General features: G+C 66.0%; 23 protein-coding genes. 7 read left to right on the forward strand and 16 right to left on the reverse strand.

What is annotated here, in order from left to right:
* Positions 1-22 precede the first annotated feature (22 nt).
* The 8 genes from JQ635_RS12235 to JQ635_RS12270 form a co-directional block, all read right to left on the reverse strand.
* On the reverse strand, positions 23-874 hold the full coding sequence (locus tag JQ635_RS12235; RefSeq protein ID WP_211410107.1) for an FAS1-like dehydratase domain-containing protein: 852 nt from the start codon (positions 872-874) through the stop codon (positions 23-25).
* Between the two features lie 23 nt (positions 875-897).
* Complete coding sequence (locus JQ635_RS12240; protein ID WP_211410108.1) at positions 898-2,088, reverse strand: CaiB/BaiF CoA transferase family protein; 1,191 nt, start codon at positions 2,086-2,088, stop codon at positions 898-900.
* Positions 2,085-3,284, reverse strand: a complete 1,200-nt coding sequence (locus tag JQ635_RS12245) for a CoA transferase (RefSeq protein WP_211410109.1) — start codon at positions 3,282-3,284, stop codon at positions 2,085-2,087. Before JQ635_RS12245 ends, JQ635_RS12240 begins: the two co-directional genes overlap by 4 nt.
* 93 nt (positions 3,285-3,377) lie before the next feature.
* Complete coding sequence (locus JQ635_RS12250) at positions 3,378-4,583, reverse strand: FAS1-like dehydratase domain-containing protein (protein WP_211410110.1); 1,206 nt, start codon at positions 4,581-4,583, stop codon at positions 3,378-3,380.
* 36 nt (positions 4,584-4,619) lie between these two features.
* On the reverse strand, positions 4,620-5,510 hold the full coding sequence (locus tag JQ635_RS12255) for a succinate--CoA ligase subunit alpha (protein ID WP_211410111.1): 891 nt from the start codon (positions 5,508-5,510) through the stop codon (positions 4,620-4,622).
* Entirely contained in the window at positions 5,507-6,643 is a 1,137-nt protein-coding gene (locus JQ635_RS12260; RefSeq protein ID WP_211410112.1) for an ATP-grasp domain-containing protein, read from the reverse strand. Before JQ635_RS12260 ends, JQ635_RS12255 begins: the two co-directional genes overlap by 4 nt.
* Before the next feature lie 533 nt (positions 6,644-7,176).
* Positions 7,177-7,431: a hypothetical protein gene (locus tag JQ635_RS12265; RefSeq protein ID WP_211410113.1), complete on the reverse strand. Its 255-nt coding sequence runs from the start codon at positions 7,429-7,431 to the stop codon at positions 7,177-7,179.
* Positions 7,428-8,282, reverse strand: a complete 855-nt coding sequence (locus JQ635_RS12270) for a helix-turn-helix domain-containing protein (RefSeq protein WP_211410114.1) — start codon at positions 8,280-8,282, stop codon at positions 7,428-7,430. The genes JQ635_RS12265 and JQ635_RS12270 overlap by 4 nt, the downstream gene beginning before the upstream one ends.
* Before the next feature lie 467 nt (positions 8,283-8,749).
* On the opposite strand from JQ635_RS12270, the gene JQ635_RS12275 reads away from it, so the two are divergent.
* The 7 genes from JQ635_RS12275 (at position 8,750) to JQ635_RS12305 (ending at position 16,592) form a co-directional block, all read left to right on the forward strand.
* On the forward strand, positions 8,750-10,627 hold the full coding sequence (locus JQ635_RS12275) for a PAS domain-containing sensor histidine kinase (RefSeq protein ID WP_246583470.1): 1,878 nt from the start codon (positions 8,750-8,752) through the stop codon (positions 10,625-10,627).
* Positions 10,624-11,295, forward strand: a complete 672-nt coding sequence (locus JQ635_RS12280) for a response regulator transcription factor (RefSeq protein WP_211410116.1) — start codon at positions 10,624-10,626, stop codon at positions 11,293-11,295. The genes JQ635_RS12275 and JQ635_RS12280 overlap by 4 nt, the downstream gene beginning before the upstream one ends.
* Before the next feature lie 100 nt (positions 11,296-11,395).
* On the forward strand, positions 11,396-11,773 hold the full coding sequence (locus JQ635_RS12285) for a response regulator transcription factor (protein ID WP_211410117.1): 378 nt from the start codon (positions 11,396-11,398) through the stop codon (positions 11,771-11,773).
* Positions 11,774-11,943: 170 nt separating this feature from the next.
* Positions 11,944-13,839, forward strand: coding sequence for an FUSC family protein (locus JQ635_RS12290; RefSeq protein ID WP_211410118.1), 1,896 nt, complete (start codon positions 11,944-11,946; stop codon positions 13,837-13,839).
* Positions 13,836-14,039, forward strand: coding sequence for a DUF1656 domain-containing protein (locus tag JQ635_RS12295; protein ID WP_211410119.1), 204 nt, complete (start codon positions 13,836-13,838; stop codon positions 14,037-14,039). The genes JQ635_RS12290 and JQ635_RS12295 overlap by 4 nt, the downstream gene beginning before the upstream one ends.
* 11 nt (positions 14,040-14,050) lie before the next feature.
* The gene (locus tag JQ635_RS12300) at positions 14,051-15,346 is read left to right on the forward strand and encodes a biotin/lipoyl-binding protein (protein WP_211410120.1); all 1,296 of its coding nucleotides are present in this window, start codon (positions 14,051-14,053) and stop codon (positions 15,344-15,346) included.
* A 250-nt stretch (positions 15,347-15,596) separates the two neighbouring features.
* Entirely contained in the window at positions 15,597-16,592 is a 996-nt protein-coding gene (locus JQ635_RS12305) for a helix-turn-helix domain-containing protein (RefSeq protein WP_246583471.1), read from the forward strand.
* Positions 16,593-16,781: 189 nt separating this feature from the next.
* Here the strand turns inward: JQ635_RS12305 and JQ635_RS12310 are convergent, their stop codons facing one another.
* From JQ635_RS12310 to mdcA, 8 genes are read right to left on the reverse strand one after another with little or no spacing between them, the layout of a single operon-like run.
* The gene (locus JQ635_RS12310; RefSeq protein ID WP_211410121.1) at positions 16,782-17,720 is read right to left on the reverse strand and encodes an acyltransferase domain-containing protein; all 939 of its coding nucleotides are present in this window, start codon (positions 17,718-17,720) and stop codon (positions 16,782-16,784) included.
* A 9-nt stretch (positions 17,721-17,729) separates the two neighbouring features.
* Positions 17,730-18,680 carry an AEC family transporter gene (locus JQ635_RS12315; RefSeq protein ID WP_211410122.1) on the reverse strand — a complete coding sequence of 317 codons (951 nt, stop codon included), beginning with the start codon at positions 18,678-18,680 and terminating at the stop codon, positions 17,730-17,732.
* A complete protein-coding gene (gene mdcB / locus JQ635_RS12320; RefSeq protein ID WP_211410123.1) occupies positions 18,677-19,558 on the reverse strand; it encodes a triphosphoribosyl-dephospho-CoA synthase MdcB in 882 nt (293 codons plus the stop codon). Before mdcB ends, JQ635_RS12315 begins: the two co-directional genes overlap by 4 nt.
* Positions 19,555-20,235, reverse strand: a complete 681-nt coding sequence (gene mdcG / locus JQ635_RS12325; protein WP_211410124.1) for a malonate decarboxylase holo-[acyl-carrier-protein] synthase — start codon at positions 20,233-20,235, stop codon at positions 19,555-19,557. Before mdcG ends, mdcB begins: the two co-directional genes overlap by 4 nt.
* Positions 20,210-20,932 carry a biotin-independent malonate decarboxylase subunit gamma gene (gene mdcE / locus JQ635_RS12330; protein WP_211410125.1) on the reverse strand — a complete coding sequence of 241 codons (723 nt, stop codon included), beginning with the start codon at positions 20,930-20,932 and terminating at the stop codon, positions 20,210-20,212. Before mdcE ends, mdcG begins: the two co-directional genes overlap by 26 nt.
* Positions 20,919-21,857 (reverse strand): biotin-independent malonate decarboxylase subunit beta, encoded by a 939-nt coding sequence (locus JQ635_RS12335; protein ID WP_211410126.1) that lies wholly within the window; start codon positions 21,855-21,857, stop codon positions 20,919-20,921. The genes mdcE and JQ635_RS12335 overlap by 14 nt, the downstream gene beginning before the upstream one ends.
* The gene (gene mdcC / locus JQ635_RS12340; protein WP_211410127.1) at positions 21,854-22,171 is read right to left on the reverse strand and encodes a malonate decarboxylase acyl carrier protein; all 318 of its coding nucleotides are present in this window, start codon (positions 22,169-22,171) and stop codon (positions 21,854-21,856) included. Before mdcC ends, JQ635_RS12335 begins: the two co-directional genes overlap by 4 nt.
* Before the next feature lie 9 nt (positions 22,172-22,180).
* Entirely contained in the window at positions 22,181-23,827 is a 1,647-nt protein-coding gene (gene mdcA / locus JQ635_RS12345; RefSeq protein ID WP_211410128.1) for a malonate decarboxylase subunit alpha, read from the reverse strand.
* Positions 23,828-23,879: the final 52 nt, after the last annotated feature.

Here is a 23,879-nt window from a genome sequence, read left to right on the forward strand (position 1 = left end):
CGACCCGCTCCGGAAGCGGCTTTCAGACCTGTGCGGCTGCCCGCATCGCAAGCGCGCCGTCGGGGCCGCTGGCCCAGAGATCCAGCGCGCTCGCATCGCCCTTGCCTTCCAGCCTGAACGCCGAGCTCACGAACAGCGGCGAGACGCCCCTGAATTCGAACGACTTGAGCGGCTTTCCGGCATGCCGTTCCGCAAACCCCTGCAGCAGCGCCGCCGTCAGAGGCCCATGCACGACAAGATCGGGATAGTTTTCCTCGGCCTGCGCATAGGCCTGGTCGTAGTGGATGCGATGCCCGTTCGACGTCAGCGACGAATAGCGGAACAGGAGCACCGTATCGGGCCGGAATTCCTCCGACCATGTGGCCTCCTGCGGCGCGGGCGTGGCCGCAGGCGCTGGCGATCCCGGCGCTGCCGCCTCGCGATAGACGATGTCCTGCTCCTCGGTGATGCACACCGCGCCGTCGCAGGAGATGCTGTGGCTGACAGTCACGAACACCAGCTGCCCCGCACGGCCTGACTTGGCCTCGACCTTGAGAATGGTGCTTTCGCGCACGCCTTCGCCGCCAATGGTCAACGGCTTGTGATAAGTGAGCCGCCCGCCGGCCCACATGCGGCGCGGCAGCGATACCGGCGGCAGAAATCCGCCGCGCTTGGGATGGCCGTCCGTTCCGAGTTCATGGCGTGGTACGAAGCGATTGAAGAAGATCCAGTGCCATCCCGGCGGCAACGGTCCGCCCGCCGCATGATGTCCCTCGATGCCGAGCGTGGCGCCGAGGGCCGCGACACGGTCGGGCGCGATCTGCTCCCGGATCGTCTCCTTGCGACCGACCCAGGCCTGCCAGTCTTCTCCCGTCGGCGCTTGCCTCTCGCTCATCACGGCAACTCCACTTCAAGCGGTCAATAAATCACCTGCTGATCCACCAGGCTCTGGCGTTCCTCGCGGCCGAGGCCGAGCAGCTCACCGAACACGTAATCCTCGTCTTCGCCGAGGCGCGGCGTGCCGCGCGACATGCCGACCTCGGACCGCGAGAAACGGATCGGCGCCTTCAGCGCCGCGCGGCTGTGGCCGGCCGTATCCTCGACATCGACGACCGTTCCGCGCGCGCGCAGATGCCGGTCATGCGCAATGTCCTCCATGTTGCAGGACACGTGTGCCGCGATCCCGGCAAGCTGCAACATGCGCTCGGCCTCGCCGGCCTCGCAGGTCATGGTCCAATGCTCGATTTCGCCGTGCAGCGGCCGCCGGTGTTCGTGCCGGCTTGCGGCGCTCTGAAATCGCGGATCGGCCAGAAGATGCGGTGCATCCATCAGCTTCACCAACGCCTGCCATTCGTCGTCGGAGCGCACCGCGATGGTCAGCCAGCGGTCTTCGTCGCGGGTCCGGAACACGCCGTGCGGCGCCATCCGCGGATGATCATTGCCGATCCGTGTCGGGCTTCCGCCAGCCGCGGCGAACAGCAGCGCCTCGCCGACCAGCGAGCAGGCAACCTCGCGTGCGCTCACATCGACATGGCCGCCGCGCCCGGTGCGGCGAAGGCGATACACCGCAGCCACCGCCGCCATCGCCGCGTTCATGCCGACGCTGTGGTCCATCACATGCCGCATCTCGACCGGCGGGCCGTCCTCGTAACCCGTGAGATAGCCGAGCGCGCCCCAGGCCCCGAACAGCGGCGCATAGCCGGCAAAATGCGAATCCGGGCCGCTTTGGCCTGACGAGGACACGGACACCATCACCACCGACGGCTTCAGTGCGGCCAGCGCGGCATAGCCGAGCCCGAGCCGTTCCATCACGCCGGGCCGAAAACTTTCGCAGACGAGATCGCTTGCGCCGACGAGCTTCCTGGCCAGCGCGACGCCCCTGGCGTCCTTCAGATTGATGCGCACCGAGAGCTTGTTGGACGCGACCTGATCGAAGCTCGCCGGCCCCATCCGGCCATAGACCGGATGCGGCTTGCGGAAGATGTCCGGTCGCGCCGCGCTCTCGACCTTGATGCACTCCGCACCGAGCTGCGACAGGATGTGCGTGCAGAACGGCCCCGCCGCATGCAGCGTGAAGTCGGCGATACGAACTCCGGCTAGCGGTTTCATGAAGCCTCCGCAATGACGCGCGGCTGATCGCGGTGACGACTGGCTGTGAGTAAGTGCTGATGTTCGCCCAGCCGTGGTGGCCCGGCTTTCAAGCGCAGCGCCGCTGCGTCGACATGAAGCGGCGCCGACAGCACCGGCAAGGAGCCGGCGCCCGGAATCTTCACCGACTGAAACAGCTCCCGCGCGCGCTCGTGGGCACCAGACAGCACTTCGGCAGGGCTTGCATATTTTGCCATGGGGACGCCGAGCGCCTGGGCTCGCGCGACGATATCCGCCGTCTGCTGTTCGCGCGCCCAGGCACGAACGGCGCGGTTGATCTCGGCGCCACGGCGGCTGCGCTCCAGCGAGTCCGCGAGTGCGGGGTCGAGCATCCAGGCCGGACGGCCCATCAGTTCGACCAGGCCGCGCCACTGCCGCTCCTCGAGCGTCAGCAGCTCGACATAGCCGTCGGCGCACTCGAGCACGCCACCATATTTGAAAGAGCGGGTGCGACGGTGTTCCAGCGAACCGTCGCCGAAACGCTGGAGCGCGAATGCGCCCACCGCGAGCGCGGCATCCTGCACGGAGACATCGACGCTTTCGGCTCCGCCATGCTCACGGCCGATCAGCGCCGACAGCGCGCCGAGTGCCGCCACCACACCGCCCTGGTATTCGGCGAAATGCCCGTAGACTTTCAGCGGCGGACGATCAGGGAAGAGTTCGGCGGCAAGGCCGTTCGGGAGCAGGAAGCCTTCACCCGATGCGTGGATCAGGTTGATCTCCTCGGCCTGCCAGCCGGCCTTCGGCCCGACTGCGCCAAACGGCAGCACCGACACATCGATGAGGTTCGGATAACGCGACCGAAGAGACTGTTCGTCGATTTCGAGGTTCGCACGTTCGCCGGCCGAAAGGTCGTGGATGAAGACATCGGTCGCCACCAGCAGGACCGACAGCCCTACCCGACCGGCCGCCGTTTCGAGATCGCAGATCACGCTCTTCTTTCCTGCAGCCAGGAAAGCGAACAGCGCACTGGCCTCCCCCGCCGGCGGAAGAAACGGCGGCTCACGACGAAGGGGATTGCCGTCAGGCGGCTCGATCAGAACCGTGTCGGCGCCGAGGGTCGAGAGCAGCCGGCCGGCGTAGCCGGCCGCAACTCCGCGCGAGAGCTCGACGACGGTCACCCCGGCGAGCAGCGGCGCAACGGCCTCCTCCATCATGGCAACGCTTCCCCTTTTTGTTATTGGCCGGCGTTTTCGAGAGCACGACGGGAAACTACCCATCGTGCTCCCAAGACGTTCTTTGCGTCCGCTCTAGCGGATCGTCGGCAGCTCCAGCTCGAGCGCCGAGCCGTCGAAGAACACGTGGTTCTTCACGTCGCGCGAGGGCAGCATCACGGTGGCAAGGCCGGGCGTGGTCAGTTCACCGCGCTGGTTCTCGCCCCAGATCTCGAGATCGACCAGCGCAAAGCCGTCCTTGACGTACTTCTTGCTGACCTTGCCCTTGCACCAGGTGGAATCGCCCATGGTGTTGAAGCGCCGCATCTCGGTGCGCACGCGCTTCAAGAACGCCGCATCGCCCATCCAGTTGGTGACGAGGCTCGCGAGCCAGGAGGAGCGCTGCGGGCCGTAATCATAGGTGCCGGGAACGCCGACCTCCTTGGCGACCGACTCGCGGTGATGGCCGATGCCGGTATATTCGATGCCGCCGCCGGCCTCGGGATTGCGGAAGAAATGGCCGGGATGCTTGACGGCGGATTTCAGCACGATGCCGTGCGTGTGGCCGCGGCCGCAGCCGACGAGGAAGCCCATCGTGTCCATCAGCGACAACGGTCCGCGCACGATCGGCGGCAGCTCGTCGCCGACATTGACGTCCTCGAAGTAGCGGATCGCGGTACCGCGCATCCGCTCGTCTTCCTTCAGGATCGCCTCGTCGAGCGCCGCGAACTCGTCCGCGGTGTATTCGTATGGCTTGACGTCCTTGTACTTGCCGGCGTCGCGCGCGGCCTTGCGCTCGTGACGGGTGCAGGTGCCGAGCGCGCGGGCCACGATGTCGCCGCGCTGATTGGAATAGGTCGCCTCGACATATTGCAGCACGAGGCGGCCGGAGAACTTGCTCTCCTTCTCCTCGATGCCGACGACGCGTTCGATCGCGGTGATACGGTCGCCCGGACGGATGTGGCGGAACAGCTCCCAGTCGTTGCCGGCGTAGAAACCGTGCACACCGGGCAGGCCCCAGCGGGTCCGGCCGATCCAGCCGAACGCCATCGGAAACATGGGATGGGCGACGTTGGTGCCGTAGCGGCTCTGGCGTCCGTGCTCGGCATCGCGGTAGAGCGGGTTGAGATCGCCGATGCCGTTGCAGAAATTGCGGATGGTGTCTTCGGTCGCGTCCTGGAGATACGGCCCTTCGGGGCGAAGCTGGAGACCGATCATGCTGCGCGCCTGCGCGATCGCCTCGTCAGTGATTTTTCCCTCCGCCGGTGCGTGACCGACCTCTTTTTCCATGACGTCTGCCATTGTGGTCTCCATTCCCTGTTCTGAGTTTGAGGTTTGCTAGGCTGCGGGTTTCATGGTGCGGGCCAGTGCGGAAGCGGCCGCAGCCGGAAGGCCGTCGAGGTCGCGCGCGATCACGACGCCGGCGCGGTCGAGTGCCTCGACCTTGGCGGCCCAGCTCTCGGCGTAGGAGCCGATCATCGCGGCGGCATGTCCCATCTTCTTGCCGGCGGGCGCGGTGCGGCCGACCAGAAGCGCTGCCGACGGCTTCGCATCGGGTCGCTTTGCATATTCGGCGAGCGCGTATTCTTCCGAACCGCCGATCTCGCCGAGATAGATGATGGCCCGCGTCTCCGGATCGTCGTGGAACAGCGCGATAGCTTCGGCGGCATTGACGCCGCGCACCGGATCGCCGCCGATGCCGATGACGCTGGTCTGGCCGAGGCCGGCCTGCGACAGGCGGAAACAGGCTTCATAGGAGAGCGAGCCGCTGCGCGAGATCACGCCGATCGGTCCGGGCGCGTAGCAGAAGGAAGGCATGAAACCGAGCTTGGCCTTGCCGGGCGAAATCAGGCCGGGCGAATTCGGCCCGACCAGATGCGCGCCGTGCTCCAGCGCTGCCGCGCGCATCTCCATCGCGTCCAGCACCGGCAGGCCGTCGCCGGGATAGGCGATCAGCGGGCAGCCGGCCTCGATCGTCTCGAGGACCGCGTCGAGGGCGACCATGGCCGGCACATAGATCAGCGCCGCATTGGCGTGCGTTTCCTGCATCGCAGCCGCGACGCTCGAGAACACCGGGATGCCTTCGATGGCCTGACCACCGCGCCCCGGCGCCACGCCGGCGACGACCCTTGTGTGGCTCTGCGCAAGATCCTTCACCGAGAACGTCCCGAACTTGCCGGTGATACCGACGATCAGCACGCGCACGTCGGCGTCGAGGAGAATGCTCATGACCGCGCCCCCGCAACTTTCTTCACGATGTCGGCGACGGCGACCTCCAGCGTCGCATGGTTGCGGTAGCCGGCTTCACCGAGGATGGTCGTCGCCAGATCGCTGCGCGTGCCGTTGAGGCGAAGCGTGACCGGCTTCGCGGACGCTCGCCTCGCGAGAAGCTCGACGAGCGTTTTGGCCACACGATCGGTGTGCAGCCCGCCACCGAACATGCTGACCAGAATGCCCTTCACGTTCGGCGCGCGGTCGAGCAGATCGAAGGCAAGCCCGAATCCCGCCGGCGTCGGATTTCCGCTGACGTCGAGGAAGCAGGCCGGGTGCGCGCCGGCGCCGTCGATCGCGTCCATCGCGGCCATCGTCATGCCGGCGCCGCCGGAGATCAGGCCGATCTCGCCGTCGAGCCAGACCAGCATCAGATTGGCCTCTTCGCACAGCCGGATCTCGCGCTCGGCCTTGTCGCGCGCGGCCGCGATGGCCGCCGCGGTTGCGGCTCTGCGGAAGGACGCAGCGTCGTCGAGGGCGACCTTGGCGTCCGCCGCGATCAACGCGCCGCCGCGGCAGACGACCAGCGGATTGACCTCGACTGTCGTGCATTCGTTGGCCTGGGCGATCTCGAGCAGGCGCCGCGCCGTGGAGATCACGCGCTCGCGCACCTTGGCATCGCTTTCGACCGGTTCGAGAAGTGCGCGAAAGGCGTGGGCGCGGAAATTGCGCGCAAGCCCGACCGGATAGCTCAGTGGCGGCGGCCCATCCTCGATGTTGATCCCGCCGCGCGGCGAATAGAGCACGTTGAACCCGCCGACGCGGCTGTCGATCGCCACGGCGAGATAGAGCTCACGCTCGATGTCCAGCCAGGATTCGACAAGCACCGAGGACGGCGCCTCGCCGCCAAACCGCATTCCCATGATGGCATCGAACGCGCTTTCCAACTCGCTCGGAGAATTCGCCTTCCGAATTCCGCCCGCCTTGCCGCGTCCCCCGGCGGCGACTTGCGCCTTCACCGCAACAGGGAAATCGACCCGGCAATCGCGGACCTCATCCAGCGATCGGAGTTCGTGGCTCGAAGGTGTGGTGACGGCAGCGGCGCGCAGCAGCGCCTTGCCTTGGGCTTCCGTGACTAACATGAAATGCATAATGCATTCTATTTGGTAGTGGTCAACTCCTAGTTTTGGAGATTTTGGACGGCTTTTGGACAAAAATGGCGGAAAATTGCCAAAGAGGAAGTCTGCACAAGGGCATAATCGGCTCCTCATACCCACAAATAATGCATTTTCGCGACTTGATCGCACCGGTGCCGCGTCGCCAGAGGAACGCCCTCCTCGATCGCTGGCCGAAGTGCTTGGACGAGGAAATTGCCTCTTCGTCCTCCCCCGCGAGGCGTCAATGATTTTGCGTGACGGCTGCACGCATGGGGTCGTCGAGCAGATGCAGACGCAGGCGGAGCTCTACGCGACAATCGGCCTGCACGCCTACGAAGCTCTCGATCGTCGATCGTTCAGACAGTCGTTCCAGCCGGCATGCCACAACGCGAGGGCGGCAGGAGGAAGCCCTTCGATATGAAGTCTAGATCGACGGATCCCGTGGATGCTGAGGACATCTTGATTACCGGTCGGCCATGACATCGATGAGGAAGACGAATCGTTCGGCGGTCCGGGCTCCGTCTCTTTCAGCCTTGCGTGATCGTTTCTTCGATCGCCGATTCCATCAATGCATAACGCGCGATGCCGGCGGCAATGAGCTTACAGAAACTCAGGGTGACGCGGCCGTAGAAGACGCCTGCCCCGGGATCCGAAGAAGCGAAACGATAGGAGGCGCCGAGGCCGCGAGCGATCTCCAACAATCCCATGATCTCATGGTGCGCCAGAGCCGAATGAATGCCAATCAGTTGCAGCAACAGGGGTTGAATCCCGACGCTGCTCATGACGGCCTCACCTCGGGGCGCGGCAGCGGCAGGAATTGAGCGAGATGCGCACTCCTCCATTGATACGGCGTATCGCCCACGAAGCGTTTGAACACCGTCGTGAAATGAGCCTGCGTCTGGAACCCGACGGTCAGGGCGATGTCGACGAGCGAGGCGTCGGCCCGCAGCAGCAGTTCCTGGGCACGCTCGATCCGCCGCTTCAGCAAATAGTCGTGCGGCCTGATGCCGACGGCCGCCCGGAACTGCGCGGCGAAATGCATACGGCTCAGGCCGGCAACGGCGGCCAGATTCTCCAAGGTGACCTTCGCGGCCAGATTGTCGTCGACATATTGCATGACGCGCTTGAGGCGCCATTTCTGCAACGACCGCACCGCCCGGCAAGCCTGGCCTTCATGATCGCCTTCGGCCGGCTCGGGCTGGTCTCGTCCAGCCACCGTCGGCCGGCTGGCCTTGCGGGTCAGAATGGCCAGACGCAACGCATCGACAAGGATGGCGGAATGAGGATGTTGCATGGCTCTGGTGGCCGCGAGTGCATCCGAGAGACGCCGCATCACCGGATCAGTGAGCCCCTCTGCACCCGTCTCCCGATCGGACTCTGCCGATGCGCGCGCAAGACGTTTCGCGGATACCCTGAAGCTCGGCCCGCCGTCGGCGGATCCGCGCACGTCCGGCGCAGGCGGCTCGATGGCCAGCGCAACATCCAGGTGAACGAGGGAGAGCGTCATGGCCTCCTCGCCGGAGTGCCGGAGACGCTTTGATGACTGCAGCCGTCCGGTTTCGATTGACGAGACGTCGATTACGGCGGCGACATGGTCCTTGGCATTTTGCGGGTGTGACATCTGCAGCGACATCGTCGAACCTCCTTGTCCCAGTTCGCACCGGCAAAGCCTGACCGACTTGACCGATTGCGATGTGAGGAGAGTAGTCCGGCGATCCGCGCGCTCCATTCTACGCGCGGGTGCGTGGATAAGGTCTCGGGTTGACCGCATCATACGTAGGTATGATCGCGGCGGACGAGAGCTCGAGCGGAACGGCTCGTCTGTATCCAGGGACGTGCAAGCCCGGTGGTTCGGCATGCCTGCGGTAAGTTGACGCGTCCGCGATCGGCGAGATCACCGGGAAGCCTTGTTCTGCAGGGGAATCTCTTGGTCGGAACTCGCGCCGGATTCAACTTCCCACGAGGTCTTCCAAGAGAGCACGAAAATCACCGGGCTGGATATATTGTGGACGTGATCAAATCGCGGCATCAACGCCGCTGCGATGAAAAGAAACACCGCCTGCGACGATGACGAACCTTGATCGGCCCACGGGTTCATCCATGAGCCGCGCCGGCCTGCGGTTCTGGTCCGCTGTCCTCGCCTTCGCGGTCTTCATGATTGACGTGCTGACGCCGCTCGAGGGCGCGGTCGCGGTGCTCTATGTCATCGCGATCCTGCTTGCGGCGAGGACGAACCGGCGCAACGACATCATCGTCGCCGCGACCGGCTGCATCGTCCTGACCATCACCGCCTATCTGCTGTCGCACGATCTGGAGGCGATCGCCTCGCCGACCCTTCGCGCGCTGGTGAGCCTCGCTGCGATCGGGATTACGACCCTGCTGGTCCTGCAGAATCACGCCGCGACAACGCGCCTTGCGGCACAGGCACGCCTGCTCAATCTCTCGCATGACATGATCTTCGTCAGGGATCGCGGCGGCGTGATCACGTTCTGGAACAAGACCGCGGAACAGACCTACGGCTGGTCGGCCGACGAGGCGCTCGGGCAACTCGCCGACAGGCTGCTGCGCACCAGCTATCCCGACCGGCGGGAAGCCATCGAAGCCAGCCTGCTCGATACCGGGCGATGGGAAGGCAGGGTGGAGCAACGGACCAAGGCCGGCGCCGTGCTCACCGTCGATGCCCGCTGGGCCCTCCAGCATGACCATCTCGGCACACCCGTCGGGGTGCTCGAGACGCATACCGACGTCACGGACCGCGTGGCGGCGCACAGCGCGCTGGTGCAGAGCGAGCAGCGATACCGCCGGATGTTCGACGCAAGCCGGATCGGCGTCGTCGAGGAAGACTGGAGCGGACTGCGGACGGCGCTGGATTCGCTGCAGACCGAAGGGGCGGATCTGCGCGACCATCTGGCACGAAATCCGGATTTCGTCAGTCATGCCCGCCACCTGGCCAGAATCACCGACGTCAATCCGGCCATGCAGAAGATGGCGGGGGCGAACGGCTCTGCCGCCTTCATCGAGAACGTGGACAAGCTTTTGGGCGAGAACGATCGCAGTTTCCTCGACGCGCTGGTCGCATTCGCGGAAGGACAGCGGTTCCACGAAGGAGAAACCCAGCTCGTGCGCCTCGACGGGCGCAAGGTGCCCGTGCTGTTCACGATCACCTTTCCGCCCACACCCGACGGGGATCATAGCGTGCTCGTCTTCGTCGTCGACATCACCGAGCGGAAACAGGCTCAGGATGCGCTGCTCGCGGCGCAAGCCGAGCTTGCCCATGCTGCGCGCGTCGCCACCCTCGGCGAGCTCAGCGCGTCCATTGCGCACGAGGTGAACCAGCCGCTGGCGGCGATCGTCACCAGCGGCGAGGCCGGCTTGCGGTGGCTGCGGCGCGACGTCCCCGATCTCAAGGAGGTTGCGACGACAATCGGCCATGTCGTGGCCCAGGGCCGCCGCGCCAGCGAGATCGTGACCCGTATCCGGACCTTCCTGAAGAAGGCTTCGCCCCAGCAGGACATGCTGCAGATCGGCGAGGTCATCGAGGAAGCGACGGCCCTCGTCGCGCGCGAGCTCGCCAAGGACGATGTCGCCCTCGTCGTCGAGACGCAGCCCGGCCTGCCACCGGTTCGCGGCGACCGGATTCAGCTGCAACAGGTCCTGGTCAATCTTCTGGTCAATGCCGGCCAGGCCATGTCGGGCCGGCCCGGTTCCCGCACCATCACGCTGCGCGCCGGCATCGTGGACAGTGAAACCCTCGCCATCACGGTCCAGGACAGCGGCCCGGGAATCCATCCCGATGACCTGCCGCGCCTGTTCGATCCGTTCTTCACGACGAAGGATGGCGGGATGGGCATGGGGCTTGCGATCTGCCGAACGACGGTGGAAGCTCACGGCGGCCGATTGTCGGTGGCGAGCACCCCGGGCTCGGGCGCGACATTCCACCTGACATTGCCATACAGCCAAGAACACGCCCTGCCATGACTCGACCAAACCAGGCCCAACCGCCGGCGCCCCCCTCCAGCGCAATCGTCATCATCGTCGATGACGATGCAAGCATCCGCGCCTCACTCGATAGCCTGTTCCGATCCGTCGGCCTCGAGACGCGGCTGTTCGGCTCGCCGGCCGAACTGCTCGGCAGCTCGCTGCCCGACGGCCCCGGTTGCATCGTGCTGGACGTCCGCCTTCCGGGCGTGAGCGGGCTCGATCTGCAGGGCCAGCTCGTCCGGCAGGGCATCAGCTATCCGATCATCTTCATGACCGGCCATGGCGACATTCCGATGTCGGTGCGCGCCATGAAGGCCGGCGCCGTCGACTTCCTCTCCAAGCCGTTCCGCGACCAGGACATGCTCGATGCCGTGACGGCGGCGCTCGAACGCGACGCGCAGCACCGCGCCGAAGCCGCGACCAAGGAGGACATCCGCGCCCAGTACGAGACCCTGACGGCGCGCGAGCGCGAGGTGATGGGCCATGTCACCGCCGGCCTGATGAACAAGCAAGTCGCCGCCCTGATCGGCCTCAGCGAGATCACGGTCAAGATCCACCGCGGGAACGTCATGCGCAAGATGGGGGTCCGGTCGCTGGCCGACCTCGTCCGCAAGGCCGAGGCGCTCGGGGTATCCCAAACCCGCGGGACTACGGATCACACCTGAGTATAATTCCGGCGGCACCGCCCGGGGTGCATAAGGCGCCATCGGCCGCGCAAAGGGAGATGCCCTCCTTGCGGAACACCGCGGTCAGGATTGTGTGCCAATGGCCAAGACCCCGGTGATTGCGATCGTGGACGACGACGAAGGCGTTCGCACGTCGCTGGCGAGCCTGGTGCGTTCGCTCGGCTACGACGCCCAGGCCTACGAGTCCGGCGTGGACTTCTTGCAGAAGGCGCCGGAAGACGATCCGGCATGCATGATCGCCGACGTCCAGATGCCGGTCATCACCGGCGATGAACTCCAGGCACAGTTGATCGCCTCCGGCCGCCGCTTCCCGATCATCTTCATGACGGCATTTCCGAGCGAGTCCGTGCGCCAGCGCGTGATGGCGGCGGGCGCGCATTGCTATCTCGGCAAGCCTTCCAGCGGCGACGAGATCATCCGTTGCCTTGAACAGGCGCTGGCAGGCCAGACGCCGTAGCCCATCCGTGCGTCTTGCGCGCGACGGCCCTCCTCCCGCCGATCAGACGTGCATTCCGGCAACCGGGTTGGTGGACCGGAAATACCGGCAGGCCCGGCGAACCTCATATTCGTCGTCGACTTTATCGACATCGGCAGGCGACCAGCGCTGCCGGAAACGAATGAGGCACGATGCCAGTGACCGCCACCAGTGCTGCCGCACCGCGCCCGCTGGTCTTCGCCGGTTTCCCCGCGAGCTCCTGGGCCTTCGCACTGCGAGTCTGGCTGGCGATGATGCTCGCACTCTATGTGAGCTTCTGGCTCGAGCTCGAATCTCCTTCGTCGTCCGCCCTCACCGTTGCCGTCCTCGCGCTGCCGACACGCGGTCAGGGCATGGAGAAGGCCGGCTACCGGCTGCTCGCAACCGCCATCGGCGTTGCGGCATCGATCGCGATCGCGGGCGTGTTTTCGCAGACCGACGGCCTCCTGCTCGCCGTGTTCGGCGTCTGGGTCGGGCTCTGCGTCTATGTCGCCGGATTGCTGGATGGGAATCGCGCCTATGCAGCGGCGCTCTGCTGCATCACCGTCGCCCTGATCGCCATCCAGCAGATCGACACGCCGCTCCAGGTGTTCCCGACCGGCGTCGCACGTGGCGCCGCCATCGGCATCGGGGTGCTCGCGGTCGCGCTGGTCAACGAGGTGCTGGCCGCGCCGGACTATCATCCGGTGCTGGCAGGCCGTATCGAGGCGCTGCACCGCCGGGTCAAGGCCCTCGCGCAAGGTGCCGAGCGTGACTCCGCCGCGGCTGCGGCAAGCCTGTTGCATGACATCGCGTCAGTACGTCCGGAGATCGCCAGCCTTGTGACGGAATCGAGCATCGGCACGGCAAGAACCGAGGCCGCGCGTTCCGCGCTGGTCGACCTCGTCAGCGCCTTCTCGCTCGGCCGCATGCTCGCGGCGCTCCCCGCCACATCCGCGCCGGCGCAGAATGCGGACAACCCTGGCCGGGAGGCGGCCAGGATGACGTCGATGTCCCGATCCTGGCTCCAGAGCGAGATCAACCGAAAGAACGCAGAGGTCAGCAGCAGCCTCGACGCGCTGCATGGAGGGACGCGTCCGTATCGCGCATGGCGCGCGCCGCTCTATCGCTCGCGCCGCATCGCGGCCGAGACCGGCGCACGGACCGCGATCTCGTTCACGCTGATTGCAGTCTTCTTCGTGCTGGCAGGCTGGCCGAGCACCGAGCTCTGCCTCTCGCTCGTCGCGGTGATCCTCGGCCTCAGCTCGACGGCGCCCTCACCGCGCAGCTTCACGATGGTGACGCTGATGGCGATGCCGATCGCCTGCCTGCTGGCCGGCATCCTGAAATACCTCGTCTTCAACGGCGTGTCCGAATTTCAGCTGCTGGCGATCGGTCTCGCGCCCGTCGTCATCGGCTGCGCGCTGCTGATCTCGCTGTCGAGCCCTATGCTGTCGTCCCTCGGCCGGCTCGTTCTCGTGTTCACCATCGCCGTGCTCGTGCCGACCAATCCGCAGAGCTACGACCCCGAGGTGTTTCTCGTGACGAGCCTCTTTGCCTGCCTGTCGTCCGTGCTCGTGTTCGCAGCGCAGATGCTGCTGCCTCCGTTGTCGGAAGACCGGCGAGTTCGGCTGCTGCTGGGAGAGGCCCGGCGCGAACTGGACCGCCTCGACCGCGGGCGAGCCCGTCGCCTCGCACCGGAGGAAGCCGCCTTTCGCGACGCCGCGCGGATCGAGCAGATTCTGACTGCAAACGGCTCCTCCGCAATCGACGATCAGATCGCGACCACGACGATGCGCTGCTTCGACCAGGCCGAAGCTCTTCGGCGTTGCCGTGCCGAACTGGACCGGATGAGACAGGGCCCGCTCGCCGGACCAGCGCAGGCCGCGCAAGAGGCCCTCGCCCGGCGGAACGGCGGCGCGATCTTCGCTGCGGCCAAGGCACTGCATCGGGCGGCGGCACGAAGCAACCTGTTCGTCAATGCAGCCATAGCCGCGCTGCTGGCGGCAAGTACGGCGTTCACGCCGTCACAATCTCCGACCGACTCCAGCCAAGGGAAACGGCAATGACGAACACCTATCGGGAGCTCGTCATCGGCGGCGTGCTCATCGCTCCCGTCGTCTCCTATGCGGCCATTGCGCTGCTCGCCTTCCTGATGCTCCGCCCGCTGCTGCGCTTCGTCGGATTCGCAAGAGTCTTCAGCAACCCGTCGCTGGCCGAGCTTTGCCTCTATGTGGCGATGTTCGGCCTGCTCGCACTGTTCTTCTAGGGAGAAGGATCATGGAAGCCACCCTGCCCCGGGACGCCGCCCAGCTTCATGGCGAACCGCCAGCCGAAGCACCGGTCGATGCTGCAGACACCGCAAACGGTTCGGCCGCGGCGGACATCGTGGCGCGCGACATCAGCGATCGCGCGGCGGATATCGTCAGACCTCCGACCCCGGCGATGCCTTCCGCAACGCCGCTGCGCCAGGCTCTCGGCCGCCTCATGCGCGGCGCCGGAAAGCATCTGGCGACCCTCGGCATCGCACTCATCGCCATCTTGATCTCGGTTGCGACATGGCAGCATTACGTCACCGCGCCGTGGACCCGGAACGGCAGCGTGCGCGTCCAGGTCGCCAACGTCGCGCCGCAGGTTCCGGGCAAGATCGTCGAGCTGCGGGTGGCCGACAACCAGTTCGTCCACAAGGACGATATCCTCTACGTGATCGACCCCTTCGACTTCGAGGTCGCCGTTCGCGTCGGTAAGGCGCTGGTCGAGCAACGGGCCGCGGACCTCGAGGTGAAGCAGGCCGAGTTCGACCGCCGCCAGCATCTGTCCAATCTCGCGACGACGCCCGAAGAGCAGCAGATCTATGCCGGCAACGCGGCGCAGGCCAAGGCCGCCTACGAGTCGGCTGTGCACCAGCTTGCACAGGCGGAGCTGAACCTGAAACGGACCAGCGTGACCAGCCCCGTCGACGGCTACGTCACCAACCTCCTGCTGCGCGCAGGCGACTACGCCGTCACCGGCGTCAGCAACATCTCGGTGATCGATTCCAACAGTTTCTGGATCGACGGCTATTTCGAGGAAACCAAGATGGCTCGTGTCTGCGTCGGAGATCGCGTCGAAGCGCAGCTGGTCGGTTATTCAAAGCCGATCCTGGGGCATGTGAAGACCGTGACGCGCGGCATCAGCGTCTCGAACGCGGCCACCGGCACGCAGGGCCTGCCCAATGTCGATCCGATCTACACCTGGGTGCGGCTTGCCCAGCGCGTGCCGGTTCGCGTCGCCATCGACACGGTGCCGCCAGACGTGCCGCTGGTCTCCGGCATGACCGCAACCGTGACGATCCGGCAGCCTTCCGCGGGCAATCACGAGACCCGGTTCGACCAGTTCCGAACGAGCTTCGTGGATCCCGTCATGGATTTGTTCGGTGCGGGCCATCCGCAGCGCGCAAACTGCCTTCAGGCCACGTCCCAGCAGCGCCCCGAGGTGGAAGCGATTCCGTATTCGCGCGAACCCGCGGTTCCCCCGGCACAGACGATCGCGCCCGGCCTCACCCCCGGCATCGACGTGTCACCGCGCCTGCCCTGAATCAGATTTGCGCCTGTCGTCAGAATCGTGTGGCCCCGACATCGGGCCTCACAACGCATCCACCTGATCCCTTTGGTTCAATTGTACTTTTTGCGACACGCCGTCGCACCCCTCGCATTTGCAAAATCTAATACCGCTTAAGCATCCTTAACGAGCCTTGCGGTGATATCGCACCTATCGTTTGAGCATCGACCAATCGCACTCGGCAGCCGTCACGACGGCAGCGGAATTCAGGACACGGGGACGAACGATGCTCACTGATATGCAAGCGGCCGGCGCCCGGTTGACGTATCAACCCAGCCGCCGCGAACCTGCCTCCCCGCAGGAGACTCGCGCCTTTCCCCTCGAACGGAGGTGGCGTCAACCCGGTCAACGGGCCGGCACCGCGCCCGACGACATCACGATCTCGCGCTGGACCTGCACCCAAACGGGCATAAGGCACGAAGACGCGACGACGCCCGCGGACCGATACTTCTTCGCCATCGCCTTGAAGACGGCCCGCATCAAGCTGACCAGAGGCCGTCACACCATCTTCGACGGCGTCATGCCGGCGGGCACATTGTATATCGGCGCGCCCTCGCAGCAGCTCAGTGCGCAGTTCTGCGCGCCCTGCGATTTCCTCCACTTCCACGTCTCCGCCAGCAGCTATTTTCCGCCTCTGCGGTCTGGGGCCGAAGGTCTCAACGACCTCATCCTGCTACGCGACCCCTTCGCCGAGCAGCTTGCGAAAGCGCTGACCGAACGCGGCCACTCGGCCGACCGGGAATTCGCGCGCTGCATCGGCCAGACGCTGGCCATGCACCTTGCCCGGCGCGAGCTGCCACACGCGCGAGTGAATGCCCTGCCGAAATGGCGGCTGCGGCGCGTCGAGGAATATGTCGGCACGCACTTCGACCATTGCATCAGCCTGTCCGAGCTCGCGAAGGTCGCGGGACTGTCCCGGATGCATTTCGCGGCCCAGTTTCGCGCCGCGACGGGGTACCGGCCGCGCGAGTATCTACTGCATCAGCGCATCGAGCGCGCGAAATCGCTGCTGTCGAATTCCGAGACCGCCCTCGCCGAGGTGGCGCTGACCGTCGGCTTCTGCACGCAAGCGCATTTCTCCACCGTCTTCAAACGGATCACGGGTGAAACGCCTGCGCGCTGGCGCTGCGCCAGCCGGAACGCGTCGGTTTCGCTCAGGCTGTCCGATCCGGCTTCGACATCGAAGACCGCGGCTCACGCGCTGCCCGCCGATTTCTCGTGAATCATGCGAAATGAGAAAGAGCCGGGGTTCGTGAAATACTTCTGTTAGGGGATCGGCGATGCTGTGCGTGTTAGGTGACTGAGACCCCCAAGTCACCGCTCGAGCCTCCCTCCTCCCTGGGCATGCGAGCATTTCGGGGCCGTCCTCTCCCCCAAAGGACGGCCCCTTTTTTCAACAGCGCGGCCCCAGCTAGGCGTTTAGATGGCGCGCGACCCAGGCCCGGACACCCTGAAGAGTTCTGAAATCATCCAGCGAGCGCGCCGGAAGCGTGGGCGCGATTTCCGCAGCCATTCCGCTCAGCGCATGCCCCGGACCGAGTTCGAGAAAGCCCGTCGCGCCCGCTTCGACGCAGGCTTGCAGGCAATCGGCCCATTGCACGGTATGCGAGATCTGCGCCGCAAGCTTGTCGAGGCCGCTCTCGGCCGAGACGACTGGAGCAGCATCGATACCGCTCAGAATGCGCACACCGGCTTGCGGTGGGAATATCAGCGGCGTCTCGCGCAACGCCTCACGAAAGACCGACGAGGCTTCGGCGAGCCGCCTGGTGTGAGAGGCAACCTCGACCGGCAGCGCGACGATCCTTGCGGCGTGCATCGCCCGCACGTCTCCGGCAATCCCGCGCAGCGCCTCGCGGCCGCCGCCGATGACAAAGGCATCGCCCGGATTGACGATGGCGATCGCTGCGCCGTGGCGCTCGCAAAGGCGATCGACCTCTTCTCGCGAAAGACCGCGGACGAAGATCAGCCCGTCGCCGGCGCGCGTGGCGGAATCCATGGCCTCGGCGCGGCGCGCCACGAGATCGAGCGCGGTGGTCGCATCGAACAAGCCGCCGACACCCCAGGCCGCGACCTCGCCGACACTATAGCCGGCAATGATGACGCCGCGCGGAAGGACATCTGCGAGCGCGCTCACTGCTGCGAGTGGCTGCAAGGTGCAGAGAATCTGACCGGCGCGGTTGCGATGCAGGGCCTCGTCGGCTTCGCCGCGCACGAACTCGCGCGGATCCCTGCCCCCGAGCAACGCCGCGGCGTGCGCAAACAAATGCGCGGCCTCTGGCGCATCGCCCGTGAGCGCGAACATCTCCCGGTGCTGCCTGCCTTGTCCCGAGCAGAGGATCGCGAGCGTCATGGTCCCGGCTTAATGAGGAAAGAGCGTTGCGATCGCAATCGCCAGGGTCACGACACTGAATCCGGTGCTGGCGATGACCATCGATCCCACCGTCGCGGAATCCAGCCGGTAGTTGACCGCAAACAGGATACCGAAGAAGCCCGACGGCAATGCCGCAAGCAGAATTGCCGTCTTCGCAACATCAGGACCGAGATGAAAGCCGTAGACGATCGCGACGGCCAGCAACGGACGCAGAATGTCCGCAGCTCCCGTCGCCGCAACGACCCGCCAATCGATCCGTAGCGACTGGGCCGATAGAACGAGACCGGTCAGGAACAGCGCAACGCCCGCCGCCGCGTTCCCGATCAGGACAAAGCAGGCATGGACAAGTGGATCGAGATTCAGGCCGGATAACGAGAGCACGACGCCGAGCGCGGGCGCCCATACGACCGGCTTGGCGAACGCGCGCCGGATGGCAGTCAGGACCGGCGACGCCGGCGCGTCTGTGCCACGGACCTTGCTGGCGCTGATCTCGGCGATCACGAGGGTCAGGGGGCTGACGAGGATCGATCCCGTTGCCAGCGCGACGGCAACCGGGACGACACCGACCGGCCCCAGCACGGTCGACAGGATCGGCAGACCGACGCCGGCGAGATTTGGGAAACCGACCGTCAGGGCCTGAACCGCTGCATCGGACCTCGTCACCTCGAAGAATTCGCGCTCGAACCAGTACCAGGCGAGATAGATGATCAGCATGGTCAGGCCGAACACGAGGAAGACTGGAACCTGATCGGTGATCTGGTCGCGCGGGGCTGATGCGGTCGCGGCGAACAGCGAGGCCGGCAAGGCGAAATCCATCACAAGCGCATTGAGGCCCCCGACGTGACCATTGTCGACGACGCGGGCCTTGCCCGCGACGAACCCGAGCAGCAGAACGAAGAAGACCGGCACCAGCGCCATGAGTATGACATTCGACGTCATGGGCTCAGCCCCTCATGGGCGTCGACGAAGAGCGTCATCGCCAGCAGGTCGGCCGATCCACCCGGGCTGAGACGACGGGCGACGAAGCTCTCGTGGATCGTTTGCGCCCGCGCACGCCAGCCGGGCGCGCAGACGCCGCCTGAAGCGATGAAGCGACGCGCTGCGTCATGCGCAAAGCGAAGGCCGTCGAGCCCACCGCGATGCAGGAGGTTGGTGTCCTCGACGGATGCGATGAGGGCAAAGCACGCTTCGACCCGGGCGGCTTCCCTATCCCGCGGCACGACAGACCTAGCGCTGCGCAAGGCCGGCAAGCCAATTCGGTAGACGCTGGGAAATCCCATCGCGGCCTCGATGCGCGCACCAGCCGCACGAAAGCGGCGGCGGGCCGCGCTGCCATGGCTGTGCAGCAGCACCGGACCATCGAGGATGCTGTCGCCCCACATGCGCGCCACGACATCGCCAAGCGGAAGCCTGGGATCGACCAGCCCGCCGGCTTTCGCGCCGGCCGCCGCGCACAGCAGGCCGAGCCCGAAGATCGCGCCACGGTGCGTGTTGACGCCCGAGGTCGCGGCGACCATCGCGCGCTCCGCCTCCAGGCCAATGATCCGCAGCCGCCCCATGCCGCAGCCGAGTGCGCCCGCATCGGCCAGACGTTGCAGATAGGGCCCGATCGCCGCGGCGCTGCGGCGAAACGTGCCCGCATCCATGTCGTCGTGACTGCCGTTGTCGACGTGGCTCACCAGCCCCGGCTTCGGCCAGGTTTCGAGCTCCTTGACGAGGCAATCAGTGGCGACAGCACCGATGGCGGAGACATCGGGCGCGATCTGCGCCCGGCGCAGCGCCGTCCGTTCCACGCCTCTTGCGGCTGTGGTGATCATGATGCCATCGCTCCCGAAATGAATTGATGCCTGCCGAGCAGCCCAACGCTGTCGATGCTCTTGACCAGAAGCTCGGTCGCACCGCCGTGAAACTCGCGCCAGTTGACCGCAGCGCCGCCCGCACCCATCAGCTCGCCATCAAGCCGCATCGGCGCATCGGTCTCGATCGCGGCGACATCGGCGACGAAGCGATCGATGTCGGTCCCGGTTCGAAACTCGAACAGGACATCGAGATCGGAGCCAGTGGTCACGTAGTCGAGCCCGGTCAGCGACTGCCAGGCCAGGCTGCCGAAGACGCGCGCGTCCACCGCATGGCGACGCGCCAGCCCGTCGAGCCGGTCGAGCGTCGACCACCAGTTGCGCGGCGCGTAAGCCCGCGCCTGCCGCAGCAACGGCGGCCGCGCGACCGAGGTGACGTGGTCGATATCAACCAGGAGGGAGATCCGTTTCTTGCCGGCCGAGGGCGGCAAGGGCAGGCCCAAAGCGAGGCCGTTTGCCTCGCCTGGCAAGGCGCGGCGCCTGATCGTCGGCCATCGCATTTTGGGCCAGCGCGCGACCAGCGCATCGGTTGCGAGATCACCACGCGTGTCCAGAATCGCGCGCCACCCTGCCGGACTGACGAAGACGAGGTCGTGACGACCCGGTGGACGCTTAGCGTGCTTGCAGGGCGAGGTCACGAACACGCTCCGCGATCTCGGCAGCCTTGAGTCGGCCGCCGCGCACCTTGCCGAGCGTATCCCGCCCGTCCCGCGCGGCCGGCATGTCGGCCAGCAGCGCCTCCAGCTGATCGGCGAGCGAAGTCGTGTTGCTCCATATCATGTGGACCGCACCCATCTGCGCCAGATTGGACAGGCCCGGCGCGAATACCGGCGTCGACTTCGCCTTCTCCTCCAGCGCCTCCATCGACAGCTTGGTGACCTTCGCCATCGACGGCAGGTCCATCACCGCAGGGTCCGCACCCGGAAGTCCGACCAGCACGCGCGTTGCAAGTCCCGTTGCGAGCAGCGCGCCTGCGGCCGAGTGACCGTAGAGAAGGCCGATGGTCGGGCGGCCGTTCATGTCCGCGTGGATCAACACCTTGGCCAGATGCGCGAGAAATTCGTTCAGCCCGAGCAGCTCGTCGCGCTTGCTCATGCGCTGGCTGTCGCTGTCGACGAGCACCAGGATCGGGCCAGAGTCCCGGCCGATCGACCTGAGCACATGACCGGACAATCTGAGCGCCTCGTCGACGCCCAGCGCAGTCCGGTCCGCAACACCGAGAACGAGCATGCTGTCGCCGGATCGCAGCGTCGCCGAGCCGAGAAGGACGCCTTTGTCGCTCCTGACCTCATGTCCGTCGGGGAAGAGCGAGGTGATGATGTCATCGAGCGTCACGGCTGGTCCTCCCAATCCTGTCGGCGAGCGCAATGAATTGATCGGCCGGCAGCTCCGGAACCGTTTCGGCATGCACGATGCCTTCCGCCGTCCAGATGTCGACGGCATCCTCGCAGGCGCCGTAGCGGCGCAACCGGTCGGCAAGGCGCTCCTGCTCGGCCTTCAACCTCTCGAGGCCGAGAGGTCCGACCAGACCCAACAGCTCCAGCGCGGCCTCGCGAAAATCCTGCACATTGTCGGCGGCGAAGACGTCGGCGGCTCCGAGCAGGCGGCGATGCTTGCCGCCCATGGTGCGCCAGACCAGGGCACGATCGCGCGAGTCGAACTCCTCGACGCCGCGATTGGTCTCGATGACTTCGGGGCCTGAGACCGCAATGCGTCCCGGCTCCGAGACGGCGAGTGCGGAGCAGCAGCCCGCGATCAAGCCACCACCGCCGTAGCATCCGGACCTGCCGCCGATCAGGCCGATCACCTTCACGCCGGAGCTGCGCGCCTCCATCACCGCGCGCATGATCTCGGCAATGGCGAGCTCGCCGGCATTGGCTTCCTGCAGCCGCACGCCGCCGGTGTCGAACAGGATCAGGACGGGGATCGAGCCGATCTGGCGTGCCGCGCGGAGCAGTCCGGTCAGCTTGGCGCCATGCACCTCGCCGAAGGCGCCGCCCATGAAGCGGCCCTCCTGCGCGGCGACGAACACCTGCGCGCCGTCGAGCCGGCCGTGACCGACGACGATGCCGTCGTCGAACTGCTCGGGCAGATCGAATATCTTCAGGTGCGGACTGACCTCGCGCTGCTCCGGCCCGATGAACTCGACGAAGCTTCCGGCATCGAGCAGCAGCTCCAGCCGCGTCCGGGCGGATGCCTCGTAGAAGCTGGTGCTGCGGGCGCGTTCGGCCGGGGTGATGTCCTTGAGTGGCGCGGTCATTGGCCGTTCTCCGCGATCAATCGCACCGCCTGCGCCAGCCGCAGCGAGACCGTATCAGGGCGCGCGCCGCCGTCGTTGATCGAGAATCTCAGCCCGCCGGGCGAATAGCGTTCGACGAAATCGCCGACCACGGCGGTCCACACCTCGCCGAAGCCGATGGCCGCGGTCTTGATGTCGAGGGCGCATTCCGCATCCGGCAGGACGCGCTCCACCAGGACTTCCAGATTGCCCGAGGCGACCACGCCGACGATCGCGCTCTGCCTGGTGCCGCCGGCCCGTGTGCGAACCCTGTGCTGAAACCTGAGATCTTCCATGGCCCGTCCTCACCAGTTTCTGAATTTCGACGGCGGCGCATAGAGGCCGCCCGACCAGCGCACCAAATCCTTGATCGAGCGTGCCGCCAGCAGGCTGCGATCCGCATCGAGCGGATTGATGCCGAGATCCTCAGGGCGGCGGATCACCCCGCGCTCGCGCAGGCGCGCGACCATGCCGTGGTCGCGCCGACGGCCGACATCGGTGTAGCCCGCAACGCCGCGGATGGCCTGCTCGCGCTCCCGCGCGGTGCGGCACAGCAGGAGGTTGGCGACGCCTTCCTCTGTCACGATGTGCGTGACGTCGTCGCCATAGATCATGATCGGCGCGAGCTCGAGGTTCAGCTTCTCCGCAAGCTCGATGGCGTCGAGCTTCTCGACGAACAGCGGCACGTTCTTGTCGCCGAACGTCTCCCCGATCTGCACGACCAGCTTGCGGCCGCGGCGCAGCAGGGCCGCACCATCGGGGGCTGCCTCGGCTCCCGCCTTCAGCCAGGGTTCGCTGGGATGACGGCGCCCGCGGGCATCCGCGCCCATGTTCGGCGCGCCGCCGAACCCGGCGATGCGGGACGTGGTGACGGTCGAGGAATTCCCTTGCAGGTCGATCTGCAACGTGGAACCGATGAACATGTCGCAGGCATAGAGACCGGCAGTCTGACAGAAGGCGCGGTTGGAACGGAGCGAACCGTCAGGGCCGGTGAAATAGACGTCGGACCGGGCGCGGATGTACTCATCCATGCCGACCTCCGACCCGAACGAGTGGATCTGCCGCACCCAGCCGGACTCGATCGCGGGAATGAGCGCCGGATGCGGATTCAACGCAAAGTGGGTCGCGATCTTCCCCTTCAGTCCCAGCCTTTCGCCGTAGGTCGGCAGCAGGAGTTCGATCGCGGCCGTGCTGAAGCCGATGCCGTGATTGAGCCGCTGCACGCCATAGGGCGCATAGATGCCCTTGATCGCGAGCATCGCGGTCAGGATCTGTCCCTCGGTGATTGCGGCCGGATCGCGTGTGAACAGCGGCTCGACGAAGAACGGCTTGTCGGACTTGACGATGAAGTGGACGCGGTCCGAGGGGATGTCGACCCGCGGCACCGTCTCGGCGATCTCGTTGACTTGGGCGATCACGATGCCGTCCTTGAAGGCGGTCGCCTCCACCACCGTCGGCGTGTCCTCGGTGTTGGGGCCAGTGTAGAGATTGCCTTCGCGGTCGGCGCTGACGGCTGCGATCAACGCGACCTGCGGCGTCAGGTCGATGAAATAGCGAGCGAACAATTCGAGATAGGTGTGAACCGCGCCGAGCTCGATCTTGCCGCCGAACAGCATGCGGGCGATGCGCGCCGATTGCGGTCCGGAATAGGCATAGTCGAGCCGCTTGGCGACCCCGCGATCGAACAGGTCCAGATGTTCGGGAAGAACGACGCCCGACTGCACCATGTGCAGATCGTTGACCCTGGAGAGGTCGACGGCGAGAAGCGCCTGGCTGAGCAAGTCAGCCTGCTTCTGGTTGTCACCCTCGAGGCAAACCCGGTCGCCCGGCCTGATCACGGCCTCCAGGAGGCGTGTGGCATCGCGTGCCTCCACGACCTTGCCGCGCGCAAGTCCGGCGCCGGCCGCGATGCGCACATCGCGCGCGGCGCGGTTGTTCTGCCATGTCGTCATAACTGTCTTTCCTTCGCCGGGCTGGCGCGTCAACATTCGTCAGTCAGGTCGG

Source organism: Bradyrhizobium iriomotense, from assembly GCF_018130765.1.
In the GTDB taxonomy this organism is placed as follows: Bacteria; Pseudomonadota; Alphaproteobacteria; order Rhizobiales; family Xanthobacteraceae; genus Bradyrhizobium; species Bradyrhizobium iriomotense_A.